Consider the following 17,057-nt stretch of genomic DNA (forward strand, 5'->3'; position numbering starts at 1 on the left):
GCTGGCCCGGCCTTAATTGATAGCCGGTCCGCCTGCCCTGACGGCCGCCAGCATTTCCTGCGTCGGATACCCATCCGCCAGGAAGCCGCGCGCCTTCTGGAAATTCTGAAGCGCCGTCTTCGTGCGCCGCCCCGCAATTCCGTCCGGCGTGCCCGCATCATATCCAAGCTCGTTGAGGCTGGCCTGCAGCTCCCGGATGTCAGCCACGGTCAGCGGCGGCATGTGTTTGGGCCACGCCGCCACTGGCCCGCCCTTACCCGCGATCATGTCGCCTGAAAGGCCCACGGCGAGGGCATAGGAATCGGCGCGGTTGTAAGTCTTGTAGACGTTGAAGTTCTTGAACAGCAGGAATTTCGGCCCTGACGCGCCGGCCGGCAGCCAGAGCTCTGCATATTCGGCCCCGCCGGTATCGAACGCTCCGCCGCGGATCGGCGAGAGCCCTGCCCCGGTCCAGGTCGTCATCCGGCGCTCATTGCCATCGGCCAGGCCGTAGTCGAAGCCTTCAGGGGTCAGCACTTCGATGCCCCAGGGCTGGCCCTTCACATAGCCGGACCGGGCGAGGTAATTGGCAGCAGATGCCAGCGCGTCCGCCTCGCTTTTCCAGACATCCTTGCGGCCATCTCCGTCAAAGTCGACCGCATGGGCGACATAGGTCGAGGGCATGAACTGGGTGTGGCCCATGGCGCCCGCCCAGCCTGCGATCAGGTCGCCCCGGCGCGCGTCGCCATCCTTGAGGATCTTCATCAGAGCATAGAGTTCGGATTCGGCGAGATTCCGGCGGCGCCCCTCCACTGCCATGTTGGCCAGCGCATTGGCGGCGTCATCGCGGCCGATAAAGCCGCCGAAATTGGTCTCCATGCCCCAGATGGCCAGCAGCGCCTGCCGGTCCACCCCGTACTGGGCTTCTATGGCAGCGAGTGTTGCACCAGTGCTGGCGAGCTTCTGCTGGCCTTGCGTGATGCGCGTATTGCCCAGCGGCGTGGCGAGATAGTCCCAGATCGGCTTTGCAAACTCGGCCTGATCACTTGGCGCGGTCTGGGTTGTCACCTCCGTCTCGGAGCTGCCCAGCCACATCCGGATCGGGCTGATATTTTCCAGCAGCGATTTGACCAGCGCCCGGTCATTTCCCGCTGCCATAGCGCGGGCGGAAAATTCGTTCCGCCAAGCATCCATCGCGGCATGACCGGAAGATTTATAGACAATCGGGCCGGTTTCAGGCGCCGGAGCGGGCTTTCCGGTGACCGGAGGCTTGGGCGAAGGAGCCTGAGGCCCGGCCGCGCAGGAGGCAAGCGCCCCGCAGACTACCGCGATCCCCATCCATTTTGAGCTGGCCAAACCGCGTTTAATCATGCCTTTTACCCTTTTGTCGGCCTTCTCGCCGCAGTTACCGTTCTTGACTCGGCTATCCGGATTCATTACGCGCTCCGCTTTCCCAATTCCTAAACGTTTCAGGCCAGACCCATGAAAGTCCGCTCGTCTCTCAAATCGCTCAAGTCACGTCACCGCGACTGCAAGATCGTGCGCCGCAAGGGCCGGGTCTATGTGATCAACAAGACCGACCCCCGTTTCAAAGCGAAACAAGGCTGAGCCTTAGATGAACAGGGATTGAGGCGGCAGAATGACGGCCCGCATCGCCCTCTTCGATTTAGGTGGCGTCCTCCTCGACTGGTCGCCGGCTCGGCTTTACTCGCAGGTCTTCAGCAACGCGGCTGAAGCAGACCGGTTCCTTGCCGACGTGTGCACCATCGGAATGGCACACCGGGCACGACCGCGGCGTAAGCTTTGCCGATAATGCCGCCCCGCTGATCGAAAAATATCCGCACTACGAGCCCCAGATCCGCGCCTGGCACAGCCGCTGGGCAGACATGTTTGACGGTTACATCACCGGAACCGACCGTCTCGTGGAAATGCTGCATGGCCGGGAAGTGCCGATCTACGGCCTCTCCAACATGCCCGCCGAAATCTGGCCGCAGATGCTGGGCATGTTCCCCGCGCTGCTGCGCTTCCGCGAGGTGGTAGTTTCCGGTCAGATCGGGATGATCAAACCCGACCCCGCGATCTTCCACTATACCCGCACCCGGATGGGTGATCCCGATCCGTGCGATGTCCTGTTCATCGATGACGCGCCGCGAAACATCGCGATGGCAGATGCCCTGGGCTACCAGACCCACCTCTTCACCGGCGCCGCCCGGCTTGAAAGTGAACTGATCCGCCAGGGACTTCTCTGAGACTTTCTCTGGCAACTCTGCTGAGGGCCGCCGTTGCCGCCGGCCGCGCGCGCGTCATATCATAAGCTATGATCAAAAGGCTCGTCCCTGCCCTTTTCCTGCTCTGGCTGGCGCCCTTGGCCCAGGCGCTGCCGTCCGATGAGATGTTCGAGAAACTGAAATCGGCTGAGGACGAAGTTCAGGCCGCCGATGTGGCGGACGACATCTGGGCCACCTGGCTGGAATCGGGCTCGCCCAGCGCCGACCTTGTAATGAGCCGCGCCGTCGAGGCGCTGAGCTATGGCGAGACTGAGCTTGCCCGCGACCTGCTCGACCGGGTCATCCTGATGCGTCCGGACTTTGCCGAAGCCTGGCACCGGCGCGCGGGCATCTTCCTGTCGGAAGAAAACTACCCCGAAGCCCTGCGCGATCTCAATCAGGCACTTGAGGCCGAGCCACGCCATTTCGGCGCCTGGCTGGGCCTCGGCTACATCCTCGAACAGCTTGGCGGCGAGGCAGAAGCCCTCGACAGCTATCGCCAGGCGCTCACCATCTACCCGCTCATGCCTCAAGCCAAGGCCGCCGAAGCCCGCCTGACCCTCAAGGCTGAAGGCCAGGAGCTTTGAAACGCATGATCACCGTATCCCTCGTGGCCCTCTCCGGCCTCGGTCTCGGCGCCTGTGTCAGCAGCATGGCCTATACCTCGAAGGTGGAAACGGCGTTCCCTGCAGAGGGCCGCCAGATCGAGGTAAACGGCCACGGCGTTCACGTCTTCGCCCGGGGCCATGAAACCGCGCCCGTCGTGCTGATGATACACGGCGCTAGCGCCAATGCCCGCGAGTTTACCTGGACCCTGGCCCCCCGCCTTGAAGCCGACATGCGCGTCCTGATGGCAGACCGACCGGGGCATGGCTATTCGCAGCGCTTCGACGGGGCCGAAACGCTCGCCGCACAGGCCCGCCAGATGGCCGGCGTTCTGGAGCAGCTGGCACCCGGCCAGAAAGCGGTTGTCACGGGTCATTCCTTCGGCGGGGCCGTCGCCCTGCGACTTGCCCTCGACCGGCCCGACCTTGTCACCGGCCTCGTCCTGCTGGCCCCCGTGACACATGACTGGGGCGAGGGCAGCGGTATGGCCTGGTACAATTCAATCGCAGCCTCGCCCATCGTCGGGCCCGTCTTCTCCCAGCTCGTGCCAATCGTCGGGCCACCGCAGATGAAGAACGGCATCTCCAGTGTTTTTGCCCCGGCGCCGACGCCTGAGGGGTATTATCAAAACTCCGGTCTCGGACTGTTGCTGCGCCCGCCAAATTTCCGCGCCAATGCGCAGGACATGACCCGGCTGAAGGCCGAGCTGGCCGAACAATCCGAGCGGTATGGAGAGCTCACCGTGCCCGTCACCCTGTTTTCCGGCAGCCAGGACACCGTGCTTTCACCGAAACTTCACGCCGCGCGGCTCAAGAAGCAGATACCTCTCGAACTGGTGATCCTGCCGGACGAGGGACACATGCCACATCATGGCGAAGGCGGCGCTGTTTCGGGGGCCATCCGGCGGCTGGCCTTTGGCCGCCAGACCCGCTAAGAGCCTTCCCCTCGCCTCAGACCCCGGAAAGGACGCCCCATGGCCGATGATGACAGCTTCGAGCTCACCAAGATCGACGAAACCACCCGGGAAAAACTCCGCCAGACCGTCGCCAAGATCGAGCGGCTGGAGGAGGAAAAGAAGGAGGTCGCCGAGCAGATCAAGGAAGTCTACGCCGAAGCAAAGGCCATCGGCTTTGACACCAAGGCCCTGCGCCAGGTGATCCGGCTCCGGAAGATTGAGCGGGCCGAACGCGAAGAACAGGAAATGATCCTGGAAACCTATCTGATTGCGCTGGGCGAAGCCTGAGATCGCACTGCCGATTGCGGAGACTGGCAAACTCGTCTGAGATGATGCCATGGCCAGAGAAGTGGATGAGCGCAAGAAGCGCGCCGCGCTGAGGAAGCTGCGGAAAGCCGCGCTACTGGCCGAAAAGGGCCTCGGGCCGCCGCTTTCGGACTGGGAACGCGAGTTTCTCGAAGAAGTCGAAGGCAGGATCGAAAAGTTCGGCTCTGCCTTCGCCGACCCCATGAAGGGCGCGCAGGGCGAAGCCCTTTCCAGCCTGCAGCAGGCCAAGCTTCGCGAAATCGACAAGAAAGCCCGCGGCAAGCCCTCCGGCGGCTTTCAGACCCGCAAGCCGATGGGCATGAAGCGCAAGCCCCTGCCCCGCGTGCGCCATACCGGGCAGGACGCAGAGACATCCGAGGCCGAGACGCCCCCGCCAGCCCGGTCCAAACCCGCCCTGGTGCCTGCTTCCAGCCTGCCCCCGCCCGAGCCGGGAAAGGTGACGCGCCTGCGCCAGACCAAGCCCCGGCTGACGGTGATTGAGGGCGGGAGCAAAAAAACTGAAAACTGACAGGCTTTTCGCGCGTATAGAAAGACATGACCGATCTGACCGCGCCCGCCCTCGCCCGTACCCTGCTCGTCACCGGAGCCTCAACCGGTATCGGCGAAGCCGCTGCCCGGCACATGGCCACCCAGGGCTGGACCGTGTTTGCCGGCGTGCGCTCGCAGAAGGACGCCGATGCTCTGCGTCAGGGCGCAAACGGCGATCTTCGCCCGATCATCCTGGATGTTACGAGGAATGATCAGGTCGCCGCAGCTGTTACCACACTCAGCGCCGCGCTCGGCAAGCGGCGCCTCACCGGCCTCCTCAACAATGCCGGCATCGCCAAGATGGGACCGCTGGCCATTCAGCCGCTTGAGGATTTCGAGGCGCATTTCGCGGTTAACGTCTTCGGCATGCTGCGCGTTACGCAGGCCTTCGTGCCCCTTCTCGGCGGAGATCCCGCACGCGAAGGCCCGCCTGGCCGCATCGTCACCATCACCTCCGTCGGCGGAAAGATCGCCGCGCCTTTCCTGGGCGCCTATACCGCAACCAAGCATGCCAATGAGGCGATGACCGACACGCTGCGCCGGGAACTTGCCATCTACGGCATCGACGCCATTGCCATCGGCCCCGGCTCGGTGAGAACGCCGATCTGGGACAAGGCGGAGAAGGACAATGAAGGCGGCCTCTATGCAGGCAGCGACTGGGCCGGGTCCCTCAACATCTTTGAAGAAACGATGCTGAAGGGCGGCAAGACCGGCCTGAAACCGGAGACGATCGCCGAAGTTGTCGAGGACGCGTTCAGCAATTCCAGCCCGAAAGCGCGCTACGCGCCCGTCCCCGACAAGCTGACCAATTTCACGATCGCCAGCCGCCTGCCCAAACGCTGGCTCGACAGGATCTTCATCAAGCGCTTCGGGCTGCAGAAGAAGCGCTGATCCACTCCCCTCTACCGCTCGAGTTGGGGCGGCCAGAATTTGACGCCCCCGTCATCTTTCTCCCTTGACGCCCCTCGCGGAAGGGCGGCCCATGTCGGCGAAAACCGGGAGGAATACATGGCAGATCTCAAGGGCAAGGTAGCCGTCATCACAGGCGCCGCCAGCGGCATCGGACTGGCCGGCGTAGAAGTGTTCATCGCAGCGGGCGCGAAGGTCATCGCCGGCGACATCCAGGACGACAAAGGCAGGGCGCTGGAAACCCGGTTCGGGCCGGACAAGCTGCGCTTTGTCCATTGCGACGTGACCAACATGGACGAGCTCAAAGCCGTTATGGACGCGGCCCCCGCCGCCTTCGGCTCTCTCGACATCGTCTGGAACAATGCGGGCCATGGCGGCACGAATACGTCTGTCGAAGAGCTCGACCTTGATGGCTACGACCAGACGATGAACCTGTTGCTGAAACAGGTTTTCGCGGGCACCAAATTCGCCATTCCGCACATGAAGGCCAGGGGCGGCGCGATCATTAACACCTCCTCGATCAGTGCGGTCTCGGCGGGCTACGCCCCGATCACCTATTCGGTGGCCAAGAAGGGTGTCGCCCACTTCTCCAAGCTCGCCGCCGCCGAGCTCTCGAAATACAAGATCCGCGTCAACGCTATCCTGCCTGGCTTCATTGCCACCTCGATCTTCGGCGCCTCGCTCGGCCTGCCGCGCGAAGTGGCCGACCAGATGGCCGAGATGCTTTACCAGGCCGGCGGCAAGATGCAGCCCATCGGCCGCGTCGGCAAAGGCACGGACATCGCCGAGATGGCGGCCTTCCTCGCCTCTGATGCCGCCGAATTCATCACCGGGGCGGAATTCCTCGTTGATGGCGGCATGACCGTCGGCCCGCGCCACAGCTGGGACGAGACGGCCTCCAGCCCGGTTCTGGAAAGCCTCGGCATCAGCCCGGAACAGGCCGAGCAGATGCGCCTGGCGCAGCAGGCTGCCGCTCAGTCCTGATCGGCAACACGCAGCTGGGGCACGGCTTCCACTGCCTTGAGCAATTCCTCCAGGGTCGCCGCTTCGCGGAAGAGGCGGCCCTGATCATCCCCCAGAGCATACCCCGCTTTCGTGCGCGTCAGCGGAAAGCGCCGCCAGTGGGCCCGCGACCGATAGATCCACACCGTCTCGGGGGACTGGCCAACCGCGGCCCAACCGGTCCAGATGTGGCCCGCCGGCAGGCTGCGCCAGAGCCGGTCAATCTCTTCGACTTCTTCAGGTGAAAAGCGTGGCATGAGCGGCAGGGAACCTTCTGGATCAGGGGCATCGTTAAGCCGCCCCGGCCTCTCGGGCAATCTTCAGGGCGCGCTGTGGATGCTGGTTTCCGGCGCCGGATATACCTTCCACATCGCCCTCGCCAAGGAGATCACCGCCGACGCGCACCCGATTTTCCTGGCCTTCTGGCGCAGCTTCCTCGCTTTCCTGATCGCCATGCCGTTCATGTGGATCGGCGGCGTGAGGATCCACACCGCCCGGTTTGGCGCGCTGGTGACGCGCAGTTTGATCGGGTCGGCGGGGTTTGTATTCGGGTTGATTGCGATCTGGCCGATTTTTGAGTTGCCGCTTGCGGAGTTCAATGCGCTGTCGTTTACGCGGCCGCTGTTTGTGACGCTGCTGGCGATGGTGCTGCTGCATGAGAAGGTGGGCATCCATCGCGGCGGGGCGGTGGTGATCGGCTTTGCCGGTGTGCTGGTCATGACATTGTTACCGGCCCTGCTCGGCAGCGAGGGCGGCACGCATCTCAATCTCGGCGCGCTCTTTGCGCTCGCCTCCTCGCTCTGCTTTGCCTTCACCATCGTGCTGGTAAAATCACTGACCGGCGTTCACTCTCCGCTGGCCCTGCTGGTGTGGGCCAACATGTTGTCTTCCATCATTATTTTGCCCTTCGCACTGTTCTACTGGAGCAGCCCGGACCTGATGGGATGGGCCCTCATCTTCGCCATGGCGTTTGCCGGGTTCGTGGCCCAGTTCTGCTTTATCAAGGGGATGTCGGTGGGCGACGCGTCCTTCCTTTCCCCGCTCGACTATGTGCGCCTGCCGATGGGAACCCTGGCGGACTGGATCATGATCCGCCTGTTGCCCGGGCCCTTCGTGTGGGTGGGCGCGGGCATCATTATCGTCTCGACGCTTTACATCACCTGGCGGGAACACCGGCTCAACCGGAGGAAGCCCGCCCTGCCGCCAAAGCCGGTCTGAGGGCGCAAAACACGCGCCAAATGCCTGCCAAAAGAGGGACACTTCCAGCCCTTCCAGGCCACTTTTTTTCACGCCCCCAGTTTCCCCTTGTGAACAAAAAACGTTTCGTTTATTGTTCCAAAAATCGGGAGGACGGCATGGCGAAAGTTCTGGTCACAGGGGCGACGGGGTTCATCGCCGGGCACGTCATCCACCAGCTGCTCGAGGCAGGCCATGAGGTGATCGGAACGGCCCGTTCCGCCTCAAAGGCCGGGCCGCTCAACCAGACCCTCAGCGCCTATGCCGGCAAGCCGGTCTCGATTCGAAATCCGCGCGGCCGACCTTTCCTCCGATGCCGGCTGGGCCGAGGCGGTGAGCGGCGTGGACTTTGTCCAGCATGTTGCCTCCCCCATTCCGCTGACCGTGCCGAAGAATGCCGATGAGCTGATCATCCCCGCCCGCGACGGCGCGCTGCGCGTGCTGCGGGCGGCGAAGGCGGCAGGCGTCCAGCGCGTGGTGATGACTTCCTCGATGGCGGCCTGCGCCTATGGCTGGGGGGACAGGCGCCCCAACCCCGTGACCGAGGAGCACTGGTCGCAGGACAATGGCGCCCCGGACATGACCCCCTATATCCGCTCCAAGCTGATCGCCGAGCGGGCAGCCTGGGATTATGTCGAGGGCGAAGGCGAGGGCCTTGAGCTGACCACCATCAACCCCGCCCTGGTGCTTGGCCCGGTGATGAGCGGGGACTTTTCAGCGTCGGTCGAAATCCTCACCCAGCTGATGTCGGGCAAGCTGCCCGGCACGCCGCGGGTCGGCTTTGTGGTGGTGGATGTGCGCGATGTGGCCGCCGCCCATGTGGCCGCGATGACGAACCCTGCCGCGCAGGGCGAGCGCTTCCTTGTGGGCGACCGGTTCATCTGGTTCCGGGATGTCGCCGAAATCCTCACCCGCGAGTTTCCGGGCCATGCCTCAAAAATTCCGTCCAAGGACATTCCCGGCTGGATGGTCCACCTGATCGCTAGGATCAACCCGCCCGCCAAACAGCTGATCCCCGAACTCAACCGCGAACGGCATATCTCCAGCGAGAAAGCCAAGCGCGTGCTGGGCTGGACCCCGCGCACGAGCGAAGAAGCCGTGATCGCGGGCGCGCGGACTTTGATTGCGTTTGGGGTGGTTTGAGGGGGGCTGGCGAATATCCTTCGGTCTCAGGTTTTGGCGGGAAATTCTCAAACTTCTTCAGGCGGTTCAAACCACGCGCTTTAGCTCGCTGTATGCGCCATTGGTCCTCAACGTCATCGTCACCGGCACGTCGCTGCGGTTACGCCAGAACCAGCCGTGTGATCCGTCAAACGCCGCTGTAACCTTTCCTGAATTACCCGCTTCGGCGCGGCCCTTCCGGTAGCTTGTGGATTGTCCGGCCGTGCCATCCCCGTGCAGGTCGGAATTCACATGACCCTGATTAACGCTCCAGTCATAGTCGGCAGTCTCGCCCTGTTTCATGACAAGCTTGATTTCAGCGGCTTCGCCCGGGGCCAGTGTCACGACAACCTCATCGCGCCAGTCTGGACCCGGCTGTTGGGTAGCTGGCGCGGCCGCTTGCATTTCTGCCTCGGGCGGGGCGCTCTCTTCGGTTTGTGCCTGAGGGGACGCCTCGGCGGATGCCATGCTTAAGGCCACATCTGCCTCAGCCTCTTCAGCAAGCTGCTGCTTGATCTCCCCCATTTCAGTGAGACCGAGAACGCGGCCGATGCCGGTCGGGTCCACCGCATACTCGGCTGGAAGCACCACCGTGACGAGGAGTACGCCAGCTGTCACGAGGGCAATGAGTGTGGACCGGATCAGCTGGCCGGTCGTGGGCAGCTCGGCGCGGCCGGGAGTGTCGGTATTGTACATGAGCGCGTCCTTCTAGGAGACGAAATACCCGGCGATCTGGTAGCCAGCCAGCAGGAAGCCGGCAGCCATCATCGCCACATTTGCGGTATAGGCATTTTTCAGGAAACTCGGCGTCCGCCGCCAGAAGCCCATCGCGATAAGGATAGCGCCAAGGGCAAGCAGCTGGCCAATCTCGACCCCGACATTGAAAGCCAGCAGGTTGGGCAAGAGCCCGTCCGGCGAGATTTCGTAATCGAGGATTTTCGAGGATAGGCCAAAGCCATGGCAGAAGCCGAAGATCAGGGTCGCGGCCTTGGTGTTGGGCTGCACGCCAAACCAGCGCTGATACGCGCCCATATTGTCGAGCGCTTTGTAAACAATCGACAGGCCAATGACGGCATCAATGATGTAGCTGTTGATGCCGAAGTTGAAAGTAGACCCCGGCCAGCATCGTGGTTGAATGCCCTATGGCAAACAGGCTGACATAAATGCCGATGTCTTTCATCCGATAGAGAAAGAAGATCACACCCAGCAGGAAGAGGATGTGATCATATCCCGTCACCATATGCTTGGCGCCAAGATAGAGAAAGGAGACCAGATGGACGCCCGTTATCTCCTGAATGTAGCCCTTATCGCCTTCAGCAACGGCGTGCGCAAAAGCTTCGCCCGGAATTGCAAAGGCAAACATGATAGCCAGCGCCGCCAGGATGGGCCGGGTTAGACTAACGCGAGGCAATTCCTTCAAGCGCTCAGCAGGCATCTGCCGGTTCCGTCTGCGCGTACAAAACTACTTCGCATGGCCCTATTGTCCTTGTCCGAATGATATGCCTAGCCGGCCCTCAAGCCAGAGAGCTGAAAGGTAAAGGCAGATTGTGATGACACTCGCGACGATCAGCGCAACCCAGAAATTGACATTCTTTTCCATGAGCCAAGGCAGGATCAGAAAGAAAGGCAGGCTAGGCACTACATACCATAACGTTGCACGCGCATGCCCTGCAATCTGGGCGGTATCTCCACCCGTGTCGCGCCATAGCCAGATTATCGCCATCAGTGAAATTAGAGGCAACGACGCAATCAGCCCTCCGAGGGCCGGATAGCGGCGCGCGGTCTCCGAAATGAGCGCAATCAAAATGCCAGAAAGTGCCGCCTTCACTATGAAATAGGTCACATGTTGCTCCGCTGAATTGCCATAGGGATGTCTCATTCCGCTGCGGTTGAGCCCTCGTGCCACTTCAATGCACCATTCCAAGATTCCCGCTAACTTCAATGGATAGGCGGCAGCTGCACATCGCCGGGCCTGGCTAAAACCAAGCGCGGCATAGAAGCCGTAGGCGTTTCCCCCGCCGCGATTCCCCGGTTGTTGCGCAGCCAGTATTCGGGCAATTGGCGGGAAAGCTTCAAGGACCTCTCCCCCGTGCAAACTGACCGTATCGTTTTTCCGCCCGCCAGCGCGCATCCTGATATCCTGCTGGCTCATAGTGGACTGCCCGCCGAGATGCTGGACTGGCTAAGGCAGTATTTCCTGGCCGCCGTGGCGGCGGGCAACAGCATCGCGCCGGGCGAGCATATCCAGGTCGGCTGGATGCTGGTGGAGGCGCGCAGCGAGGCGGACGGGAGCCTTGCCCTGTGGGAGCCTGATTTCAGCGCGATGCCGATTGTGTGGACGCGCGGCGTTGACCGCACCGCCTGGGCCCTCGCGCAGCAGCGCGCCGTTTGCGACGCCCTCAACACGGCCCCGGCTTTCCCGAGCCTGCGCGACGGGGCGGTCGTCTCGCCCGGCTTTGCCGGAACGCGCGACACGTTCATGATGATGCGCGGGGAACCCAAAGGCGGGAACAGTGGCTGGCAGGTCAAGCAGCTGAAAGACCCGGCGAAGGAAGGCGTGATGCTGTCGCTCTATGAGGTGGCTCTGCACACGCGGGCCGTGCTGCCCTATCTCGCGCTGCCGCCCGGCGCGGTGGTCGCGCGGACCAGCGTGGCGGTGGAAATCGAGCTGGGCAGAATACGTCTCTCCTCGAAGGACCATGCGCTGCTGGCAAGCCTCGTTCAGGTCTGAGAGGGGCTTACCTCTGCCCTTCTGTGCCTGACCATTCCGTACCCGGATCGGTCAGCTTGTCGTGCAAGGCGCGGATAGTAGGATTGAGCGCACGTAGTTCGTCTGCGGACTTTCTGGCCATTTCAACGAGATTTGTGCCGACACGGCCGGCCTGCAGCTGCACGGCTCCAGCTCCAGCTCCAGCTCCAGCTCCAGCTGGCCGGAGAGCTCGCTGACCGACTGATTGTCACGGCCCCAGAGGAGATTGAGCACCAGATACTGAAGGTATGTGATGCCAAGCTCGTCGAGGACCACCTTGTGGACTCGCTGGATGACGAGGTTGGCGGCGTAGATCGTGCGGCAGATGTGCTCGCTGAGCGGCGGGGGCCGCGGCGGGTTTGCGGGCGTCAGCCTGGGCATGTGGTGCTCCTTTCGTGCGCGGGGGCAGAAGAGACCCTTATCGCGAAATCAAGCGGAGCCCGCCCATGATGAAGTCCCTGCTTTCTGCCGTTGCCCTCTCCACCCTCGCCGCGTGCCAGCCTCCCGCTACCAATCCCTCCCTCCAAACCTCAGCTCTAGGAGAACTCCAGATGTCGATGATCAAAAGCAAAGACGGAACGCAGCTGCACTACAAGGACTAGGGCCCGAAGGACGCTCAGCCTATCGTGTTCCAACCTGGCTGGTCGCTGACGGCCGATGACTGGGACGCGCAGATGCTGTTCTTCCTCTCGGAAGGCTACCGCGTCCTGGCGTTTGACCGCCGCGGCCAGGGCCGCTCCACCCAGACGGATGTGGGCCATGACATGGACACGTTTGCCTCTGACACGCTTACCTTGTTGCCACCCTCGATCTGAAGAACGCCGTGCATATCGGCTACGCCACCGGCAGCGGCGTTGTTACCCGCTATGTAGCCCAGGCTGAGCCCGGCCGGGTGTCGAAAACGGTCCTGATCGGCGCCATCACGCCGGTCCTCGGCCAGATCGAGAGCAACCCCACCGGCGTGCCGCTGGAAGTGTTTGAAGGCTTCAAACTTGCCCTCGCGAAGAACCGCGCCGAATTCTACCGCGAGATCCCCACGGGGCCGTTCTATGGCTTCAACCGGGAAGGCGCAGAGGTGAGCGCAGGCCTCATCCAGAACGGGTGGCGCAAGGGCATGAACGGCAGCGCCAAGGCACAGCTCGACACGATCACGGCCTTTGCAGAAACGGATTTCACCGAAGATCTCAAGGCGATCACCGTGCCGGTGCTGGTGATGCATGGCGGCGACGACCAGATCGTCCCAGTCGATGAAACCGCCCGCCGGGCCGCTGCCCTGCTGTCGAACGGATCGCTGAAGGTCTATGACGGCCTCTCGCACGGCCTGTTCGCGACGCATCCGGAGCTGATCAACGCCGACCTTCTCGCCTTCATCGAAGGCTGAGACACGCCCCAGAAAAAGACCCGGGCCGCCCCTCGCAAGGCGGCCCGGGCTTTTGCTTCCGGCAGGGGCGTCAGAAATCGTAGGCGATGCCCTTGCGTTCCCAGTCCCCGAACCGGGTGGGCTCAATGGTCTTGGGGCCGCCATATTCATCCTTGGGCAGGGCGGCGGCATCGGCCGCTTCCTTGGCCTTGCGGGCCTGCGCCTCTTCAAGGGCGCGGCGGGCAGCTTCGGGCAGGGCGGCGCGGCGGGCGGCCTCTTCTTCTGACAGATCGTTACTCATTTGAAATCTTTCCCAGTCGTTCACCCCTTCCCATATAGTTAGGCGTCTGCGAAATGCTGCAAAGCGCGCGACAGCATTCTTGTTGATGAGGAGCACCCCAAAGATGGGCACGGCCAAGACATTCGTCCTTCTCGCCGCGATGACGGCGATCTTCATGGCAATCGGCTTCCTAGTGGGTGGCACTGGCGGGATGATCCTCGCCTTCCTGGTCGCCGCAGGCATGAACATCTTTGCCTGGTGGAATTCCGACAAGATGGTCCTGCGCATGCAGGGCGCCCAGGAAGTTCTCCCCGATACCAAAAACCCGATGCTTCGCGCCTTTGGCGAGGATGTTGCCCGCCTGGCGGAGAATGCCGGCCTGCCTGCGCCGCGCATCTACATCATCGACACGCCCCAGCCCAACGCCTTTGCCACGGGCCGCAACCCGCAGAACGCCGCCGTGGCCGCCACAACGGGCCTCCTCAGCATGCTGACCCGCGAAGAAGTCGCCGGCGTGATGGCGCATGAACTCGCCCATGTGCAGAACCGCGACACGCTGACGATGACCGTGACCGCGACGCTGGCCGGTGCCATCGGCATGCTGGCAAACTTTGCGCTGTTCTTCGGGCGCGAGCGCGCGGGCCTGATCGGCTCGATCGCGATCATGATCTTTGCGCCGATGGCGGCCGCGCTCGTCCAGATGGCGATCAGCCGCTCGCGCGAATATGTCGCCGACAAGCGCGGTGCGGAAATCTGCGGCAACCCGCTCTGGCTCGCTTCGGCGCTGGAGAAGATCGAGCGCGGCGCCCGCGCTCAGATCAATCCTTATGCGGAGCGCAGCCCGGCGATGGCCCACATGTACATCTCCAACCCCTTGAACGGGCGCGGCGCGGACAACCTCTTCTCCACCCACCCCTCCACCGCCAACCGCGTGGAAGCCCTCCGCCGCATGGCCGGCGAAATGGGCATCTCCGGCGTGGCCGCTCCAACGGCGCGTTCGAGCGGGCCCTGGGGTTGACCCTTTCCATTCCAGTCTGGAGGCCATCGATTTGAGCGGCGCCCGTATCCGGCTGGCCGCTGGCCGCCTTCTGAACCTTGTGCTCGACAAGCGGCGCACGCTTGATGACGCGCTGGCGACCGATGACGCCTACAACACGCTTGACGGCTCCGACCGCGCCTTTGCGCGCGCCATTGCCTCTTCTTCGCTGCGCCATCTGGGCTGGATCGACCGGGGCGTGGCCCCCTTCCTCTCCCGGCCAATGAGCGCGACGGGCGCCGAAATCCGCGCGCTGATCCGGGCGGGGGCAGCGCAGATCTGGTTCATGGATGTGCCCCACCATGCCGCCGTTTCCGAAAGCGTGGAGGCTGCCCGCCTCTGGTCACCGGCCCGCTCGGGCGGGGGATTTCTCAACGCCGCCCTGCGCCGGGTCAGCGAAAGCGAGAGTCCGGCGGCCGCAATGAGCCCGCTCGCCCTCTGGCCGGACTGGCTGGCAGGGCGCCTTGGCTCAGCCTATGGGCGCGAGGCGGCAGAAGCCCTCGCGCTCGCCCAGCTGGAAGAGCCCAGCCTCAATCTCTCCCCCAAGGGTGACGGCGCGCGTGTCGCCGAGGCAACCGGCGGCACGCTTCTGCCCGATGGCGCCATCGACATCGTCAGCGGCGCGGTCGAGACCCTGCCCGGCTATTCAGCGGGCGACTGGTGGGTGCAGGACGCTGCCGCGCGCATTCCCGCCCGGCTCCTCGCCCCGCAGGCTGGCGAGCGCATCCTGGACCTTTGCGCCGCGCCGGGCGGCAAGACGCTGCAGCTGGCCGCCGCGGGCGCCGAGGTCACCGCGCTGGACCGCTCGCGCCCGCGCCTTGAGCGGCTGAAGGAAAATCTCGCCCGAACCGGCCTTCACGCCGAAGTGATCGTGGCCGATGGCGAGGCCTGGACGCCCCCTGCCCCCTTCCCGAAAATCCTGCTGGACGCGCCGTGCTCGGCGCTGGGCACGCTGCGCCGCCACCCTGAAGGCGCCTGGATCAAGACCGAAGAGGATGTCACCCGCTTTCCGGCCGTGCAGGCCCGCTTGCTGGAGGCAGCCACCGGCATGCTCACGCCGGGGGGAACGCTGGTCTACTGCGTGTGTACGCCGGTTCCGGCCGAAGGCGTGGAGATTGTCGAGGCCGCCATCGCCCGGGGAACGCTCGCCCGCGCGCCGGTCTCGGCGGCCGAAATTCCCGGCTTTGAGGCGGCCCTCACGCCGGCCGGAGACGTGCTGACCCTTCCCCGCGCCGGGCGCAGCCAGGACGCCTTCTACATTGCCCGGCTGACCCGGCAGGCCTGACCTCTCCAAACCGTAATAGTTTTCTGAACGGAAATTCTGAATGCAGTTCATATGTCATTCAGCCGTCCCTGCGGTATAAGCAGCCCATCGCAGGTATGCAGTGCGAAAGGAATAACTCATGACTATGGCGATTACCCCTCGGGCGAAGCCCATCAAAATGGCCGCAGGCGCGCTTGCGGCTCTGACCATGGCGCTTGCCGGTTGCGCCAGCACCTACAATTCCAGCACCGTAACCCCCGGCTCGGTCGGTCAGGCCTCCACGGTCTATACCGGCTATGTCCAGTCGGTGCGCGAAGTGACCATCCGCAATGACCGCTCACTCATCGGCACCGCAACCGGCGCTGTTCTTGGCGGCCTGGCTGGCTCTGAACTTGGCGGCGGCGACAAGGCCCAGACGGCCGGCGCCATCGGCGGCGCGGTCATCGGCGGCATCGCCGGTAACGAGGCTGGCAAGGCCGTCGGCACCAGGCGCGGCTATGCCTACACGATCCGCTTCGACAATGGCGAAGTGCGCGAAATCACCCAGGGCGCGGATCTCTACATCCAGCCCGGTACCCCGGTGAACGCAATTGCCGGCGCTGATGGTTGGCGGGTCGTTCCCCGCTAACCCCGTGCAGACGCGGCGAAAAGCCCGGAAACACGACAGCCGGCTGCCTTGTGCGGCCGGCTGTTCCCTTTTAGGGATGGGGCATGAAACCCGTCCTGATTTCCCCATCGATCCTGTCTGCAGACTTTGCCAAGCTGGGCGAGGAAATCCGCGCCATTGATGCGGCCGGCGCCGACATGATCCATGTCGATGTGATGGACGGCCATTTCGTGCCCAACCTCACCTTCGGCCCGCCGGTCATCGAAAAGCTGCGCCCGCATACGAAGAAGCTCTTCGACGTACATCTGATGATCGCGCCGGTGGACCCCTTCATCCAGGACTTTGCAAAGGCCGGCGCCGATATCCTCACCGTCCATCCCGAGGCCGGCCCTCACCTGCACCGCACCATCCAGGCGATCCGCGCCGCGGGTATGCGTCCGGGGGTTGCCCTCAACCCAGGCACCCCGGCCAGCTTGATCGAGCCGGTGATCGGAGACATCGACCTTTTGCTGGTGATGTCGGTCAACCCCGGCTTTGGCGGGCAGAGCTTCATCGAAAGCCAGCTGAAGAAGGTCGAACAGCTTCGCCGCATGATCGATGCGTCGGGCCGCGACATCATTCTGGAGATTGACGGCGGCCTCAACGCCGAAACTGCGCCGCGGGCCATTGCCGCGGGTGTCACAGCGATTGTCGCCGGATCTGCCGTATTCAAGGGCGGCCCGGAAGCCTATGCTGCAAACATCCGGGCACTGAGACCGCAGGTCGACGCCTGATTGGATAGTCCGGGAACG

21 protein-coding genes and 3 pseudogenes are annotated in these 17,057 nt (G+C 63.5%); 17 read left to right on the plus strand and 7 right to left on the minus strand.

Annotated elements, in window-relative coordinates:
• Positions 1-12: 12 nt before the first annotated feature.
• Positions 13-1,350 carry a lytic murein transglycosylase gene (locus KG722_RS02500; RefSeq protein WP_300998189.1) on the minus strand — a complete coding sequence of 446 codons (1,338 nt, stop codon included), beginning with the start codon at positions 1,348-1,350 and terminating at the stop codon, positions 13-15.
• A 111-nt stretch (positions 1,351-1,461) separates the two neighbouring features.
• On the opposite strand from KG722_RS02500, the gene ykgO reads away from it, so the two are divergent.
• From ykgO to KG722_RS02540, 8 genes are all read left to right on the plus strand, one after another.
• Positions 1,462-1,587: a type B 50S ribosomal protein L36 gene (gene ykgO, locus KG722_RS02505; RefSeq protein WP_011648318.1), complete on the plus strand. Its 126-nt coding sequence runs from the start codon at positions 1,462-1,464 to the stop codon at positions 1,585-1,587.
• 140 nt (positions 1,588-1,727) lie between these two features.
• Complete coding sequence (locus tag KG722_RS02510; RefSeq protein ID WP_300998190.1) at positions 1,728-2,228, plus strand: HAD-IA family hydrolase; 501 nt, start codon at positions 1,728-1,730, stop codon at positions 2,226-2,228.
• Between the two features lie 68 nt (positions 2,229-2,296).
• Positions 2,297-2,833 (plus strand): tetratricopeptide repeat protein, encoded by a 537-nt coding sequence (locus KG722_RS02515; RefSeq protein ID WP_213269178.1) that lies wholly within the window; start codon positions 2,297-2,299, stop codon positions 2,831-2,833.
• Between the two features lie 5 nt (positions 2,834-2,838).
• Entirely contained in the window at positions 2,839-3,786 is a 948-nt protein-coding gene (locus KG722_RS02520; RefSeq protein WP_300998191.1) for an alpha/beta hydrolase, read from the plus strand.
• A gap of 39 nt (positions 3,787-3,825) precedes the next feature.
• Complete coding sequence (locus KG722_RS02525) at positions 3,826-4,095, plus strand: DUF2312 domain-containing protein (protein WP_213269180.1); 270 nt, start codon at positions 3,826-3,828, stop codon at positions 4,093-4,095.
• Between the two features lie 49 nt (positions 4,096-4,144).
• Positions 4,145-4,642: a hypothetical protein gene (locus KG722_RS02530; protein ID WP_213269182.1), complete on the plus strand. Its 498-nt coding sequence runs from the start codon at positions 4,145-4,147 to the stop codon at positions 4,640-4,642.
• 26 nt (positions 4,643-4,668) lie between these two features.
• Entirely contained in the window at positions 4,669-5,553 is an 885-nt protein-coding gene (locus tag KG722_RS02535; protein ID WP_213269184.1) for an SDR family NAD(P)-dependent oxidoreductase, read from the plus strand.
• A 117-nt stretch (positions 5,554-5,670) separates the two neighbouring features.
• Positions 5,671-6,555 (plus strand): SDR family oxidoreductase, encoded by an 885-nt coding sequence (locus KG722_RS02540; RefSeq protein ID WP_213269185.1) that lies wholly within the window; start codon positions 5,671-5,673, stop codon positions 6,553-6,555.
• Here KG722_RS02540 and KG722_RS02545 read toward each other — a convergent pair.
• Positions 6,546-6,830, minus strand: coding sequence for a hypothetical protein (locus tag KG722_RS02545; protein WP_213269187.1), 285 nt, complete (start codon positions 6,828-6,830; stop codon positions 6,546-6,548). The genes KG722_RS02540 and KG722_RS02545 overlap by 10 nt on opposite strands.
• On the opposite strand from KG722_RS02545, the gene KG722_RS02550 reads away from it, so the two are divergent.
• The 3 genes and pseudogenes from KG722_RS02550 (at position 6,829) to KG722_RS02555 (ending at position 8,952) form a co-directional block, all read left to right on the plus strand.
• Positions 6,829-7,791 carry a DMT family transporter gene (locus KG722_RS02550; RefSeq protein ID WP_213269189.1) on the plus strand — a complete coding sequence of 321 codons (963 nt, stop codon included), beginning with the start codon at positions 6,829-6,831 and terminating at the stop codon, positions 7,789-7,791. The genes KG722_RS02545 and KG722_RS02550 overlap by 2 nt on opposite strands.
• A 137-nt stretch (positions 7,792-7,928) precedes the next feature.
• Positions 7,929-7,988 (plus strand): annotated as a pseudogene (locus tag KG722_RS14910) (hypothetical protein); the annotation flags it as partial.
• 82 nt (positions 7,989-8,070) lie between these two features.
• Positions 8,071-8,952 carry an NAD-dependent epimerase/dehydratase family protein gene (locus KG722_RS02555; RefSeq protein WP_300998192.1) on the plus strand — a complete coding sequence of 294 codons (882 nt, stop codon included), beginning with the start codon at positions 8,071-8,073 and terminating at the stop codon, positions 8,950-8,952.
• A 66-nt stretch (positions 8,953-9,018) separates the two neighbouring features.
• On the opposite strand, the gene KG722_RS02560 is transcribed toward KG722_RS02555, so the two are convergent.
• The 3 genes and pseudogenes from KG722_RS02560 to KG722_RS02570 form a co-directional block, all read right to left on the minus strand.
• Positions 9,019-9,666: a transmembrane anchor protein gene (locus KG722_RS02560; RefSeq protein ID WP_213269191.1), complete on the minus strand. Its 648-nt coding sequence runs from the start codon at positions 9,664-9,666 to the stop codon at positions 9,019-9,021.
• A 12-nt stretch (positions 9,667-9,678) separates the two neighbouring features.
• Positions 9,679-10,333, minus strand: a pseudogene (locus KG722_RS15340) (HupE/UreJ family protein).
• 114 nt (positions 10,334-10,447) lie between these two features.
• A complete protein-coding gene (locus KG722_RS02570) occupies positions 10,448-11,122 on the minus strand; it encodes a DUF3147 family protein (RefSeq protein ID WP_213269193.1) in 675 nt (224 codons plus the stop codon).
• An 18-nt stretch (positions 11,123-11,140) separates the two neighbouring features.
• Here KG722_RS02570 and KG722_RS02575 point away from each other — a divergent pair, with 18 nt between their 5' ends.
• Positions 11,141-11,701: a hypothetical protein gene (locus KG722_RS02575; protein WP_213269195.1), complete on the plus strand. Its 561-nt coding sequence runs from the start codon at positions 11,141-11,143 to the stop codon at positions 11,699-11,701.
• Positions 11,702-11,752: 51 nt separating this feature from the next.
• Here KG722_RS02575 and KG722_RS02580 read toward each other — a convergent pair whose 3' ends face one another.
• Positions 11,753-12,100 (minus strand): MarR family winged helix-turn-helix transcriptional regulator, encoded by a 348-nt coding sequence (locus KG722_RS02580; RefSeq protein ID WP_213269197.1) that lies wholly within the window; start codon positions 12,098-12,100, stop codon positions 11,753-11,755.
• Between the two features lie 170 nt (positions 12,101-12,270).
• Here KG722_RS02580 and KG722_RS02595 point away from each other — a divergent pair.
• Positions 12,271-13,100, plus strand: a pseudogene (locus KG722_RS02595) (alpha/beta hydrolase).
• A gap of 70 nt (positions 13,101-13,170) precedes the next feature.
• On the opposite strand, the gene KG722_RS02600 reads toward KG722_RS02595, so the two are convergent.
• Positions 13,171-13,380, minus strand: coding sequence for a DUF1674 domain-containing protein (locus tag KG722_RS02600; RefSeq protein ID WP_213269201.1), 210 nt, complete (start codon positions 13,378-13,380; stop codon positions 13,171-13,173).
• A 103-nt stretch (positions 13,381-13,483) separates the two neighbouring features.
• Here KG722_RS02600 and htpX point away from each other — a divergent pair, with 103 nt between their 5' ends.
• The 4 genes from htpX (at position 13,484) to rpe (ending at position 17,039) form a co-directional block, all read left to right on the plus strand.
• Positions 13,484-14,377: a zinc metalloprotease HtpX gene (gene htpX / locus KG722_RS02605; protein WP_213269202.1), complete on the plus strand. Its 894-nt coding sequence runs from the start codon at positions 13,484-13,486 to the stop codon at positions 14,375-14,377.
• A gap of 31 nt (positions 14,378-14,408) precedes the next feature.
• Positions 14,409-15,680: a transcription antitermination factor NusB gene (locus KG722_RS02610; RefSeq protein ID WP_213269203.1), complete on the plus strand. Its 1,272-nt coding sequence runs from the start codon at positions 14,409-14,411 to the stop codon at positions 15,678-15,680.
• A 118-nt stretch (positions 15,681-15,798) separates the two neighbouring features.
• Positions 15,799-16,287, plus strand: a complete 489-nt coding sequence (locus KG722_RS02615; protein WP_213269204.1) for a glycine zipper 2TM domain-containing protein — start codon at positions 15,799-15,801, stop codon at positions 16,285-16,287.
• 83 nt (positions 16,288-16,370) lie between these two features.
• On the plus strand, positions 16,371-17,039 hold the full coding sequence (gene rpe / locus KG722_RS02620) for a ribulose-phosphate 3-epimerase (protein WP_213269205.1): 669 nt from the start codon (positions 16,371-16,373) through the stop codon (positions 17,037-17,039).
• The last annotated feature ends 18 nt before the right edge of the window (positions 17,040-17,057 follow it).

It is taken from the genome of Hyphomonas sp. (assembly GCF_018402285.1).
Classification (GTDB): domain Bacteria; phylum Pseudomonadota; class Alphaproteobacteria; order Caulobacterales; family Hyphomonadaceae; genus Hyphomonas.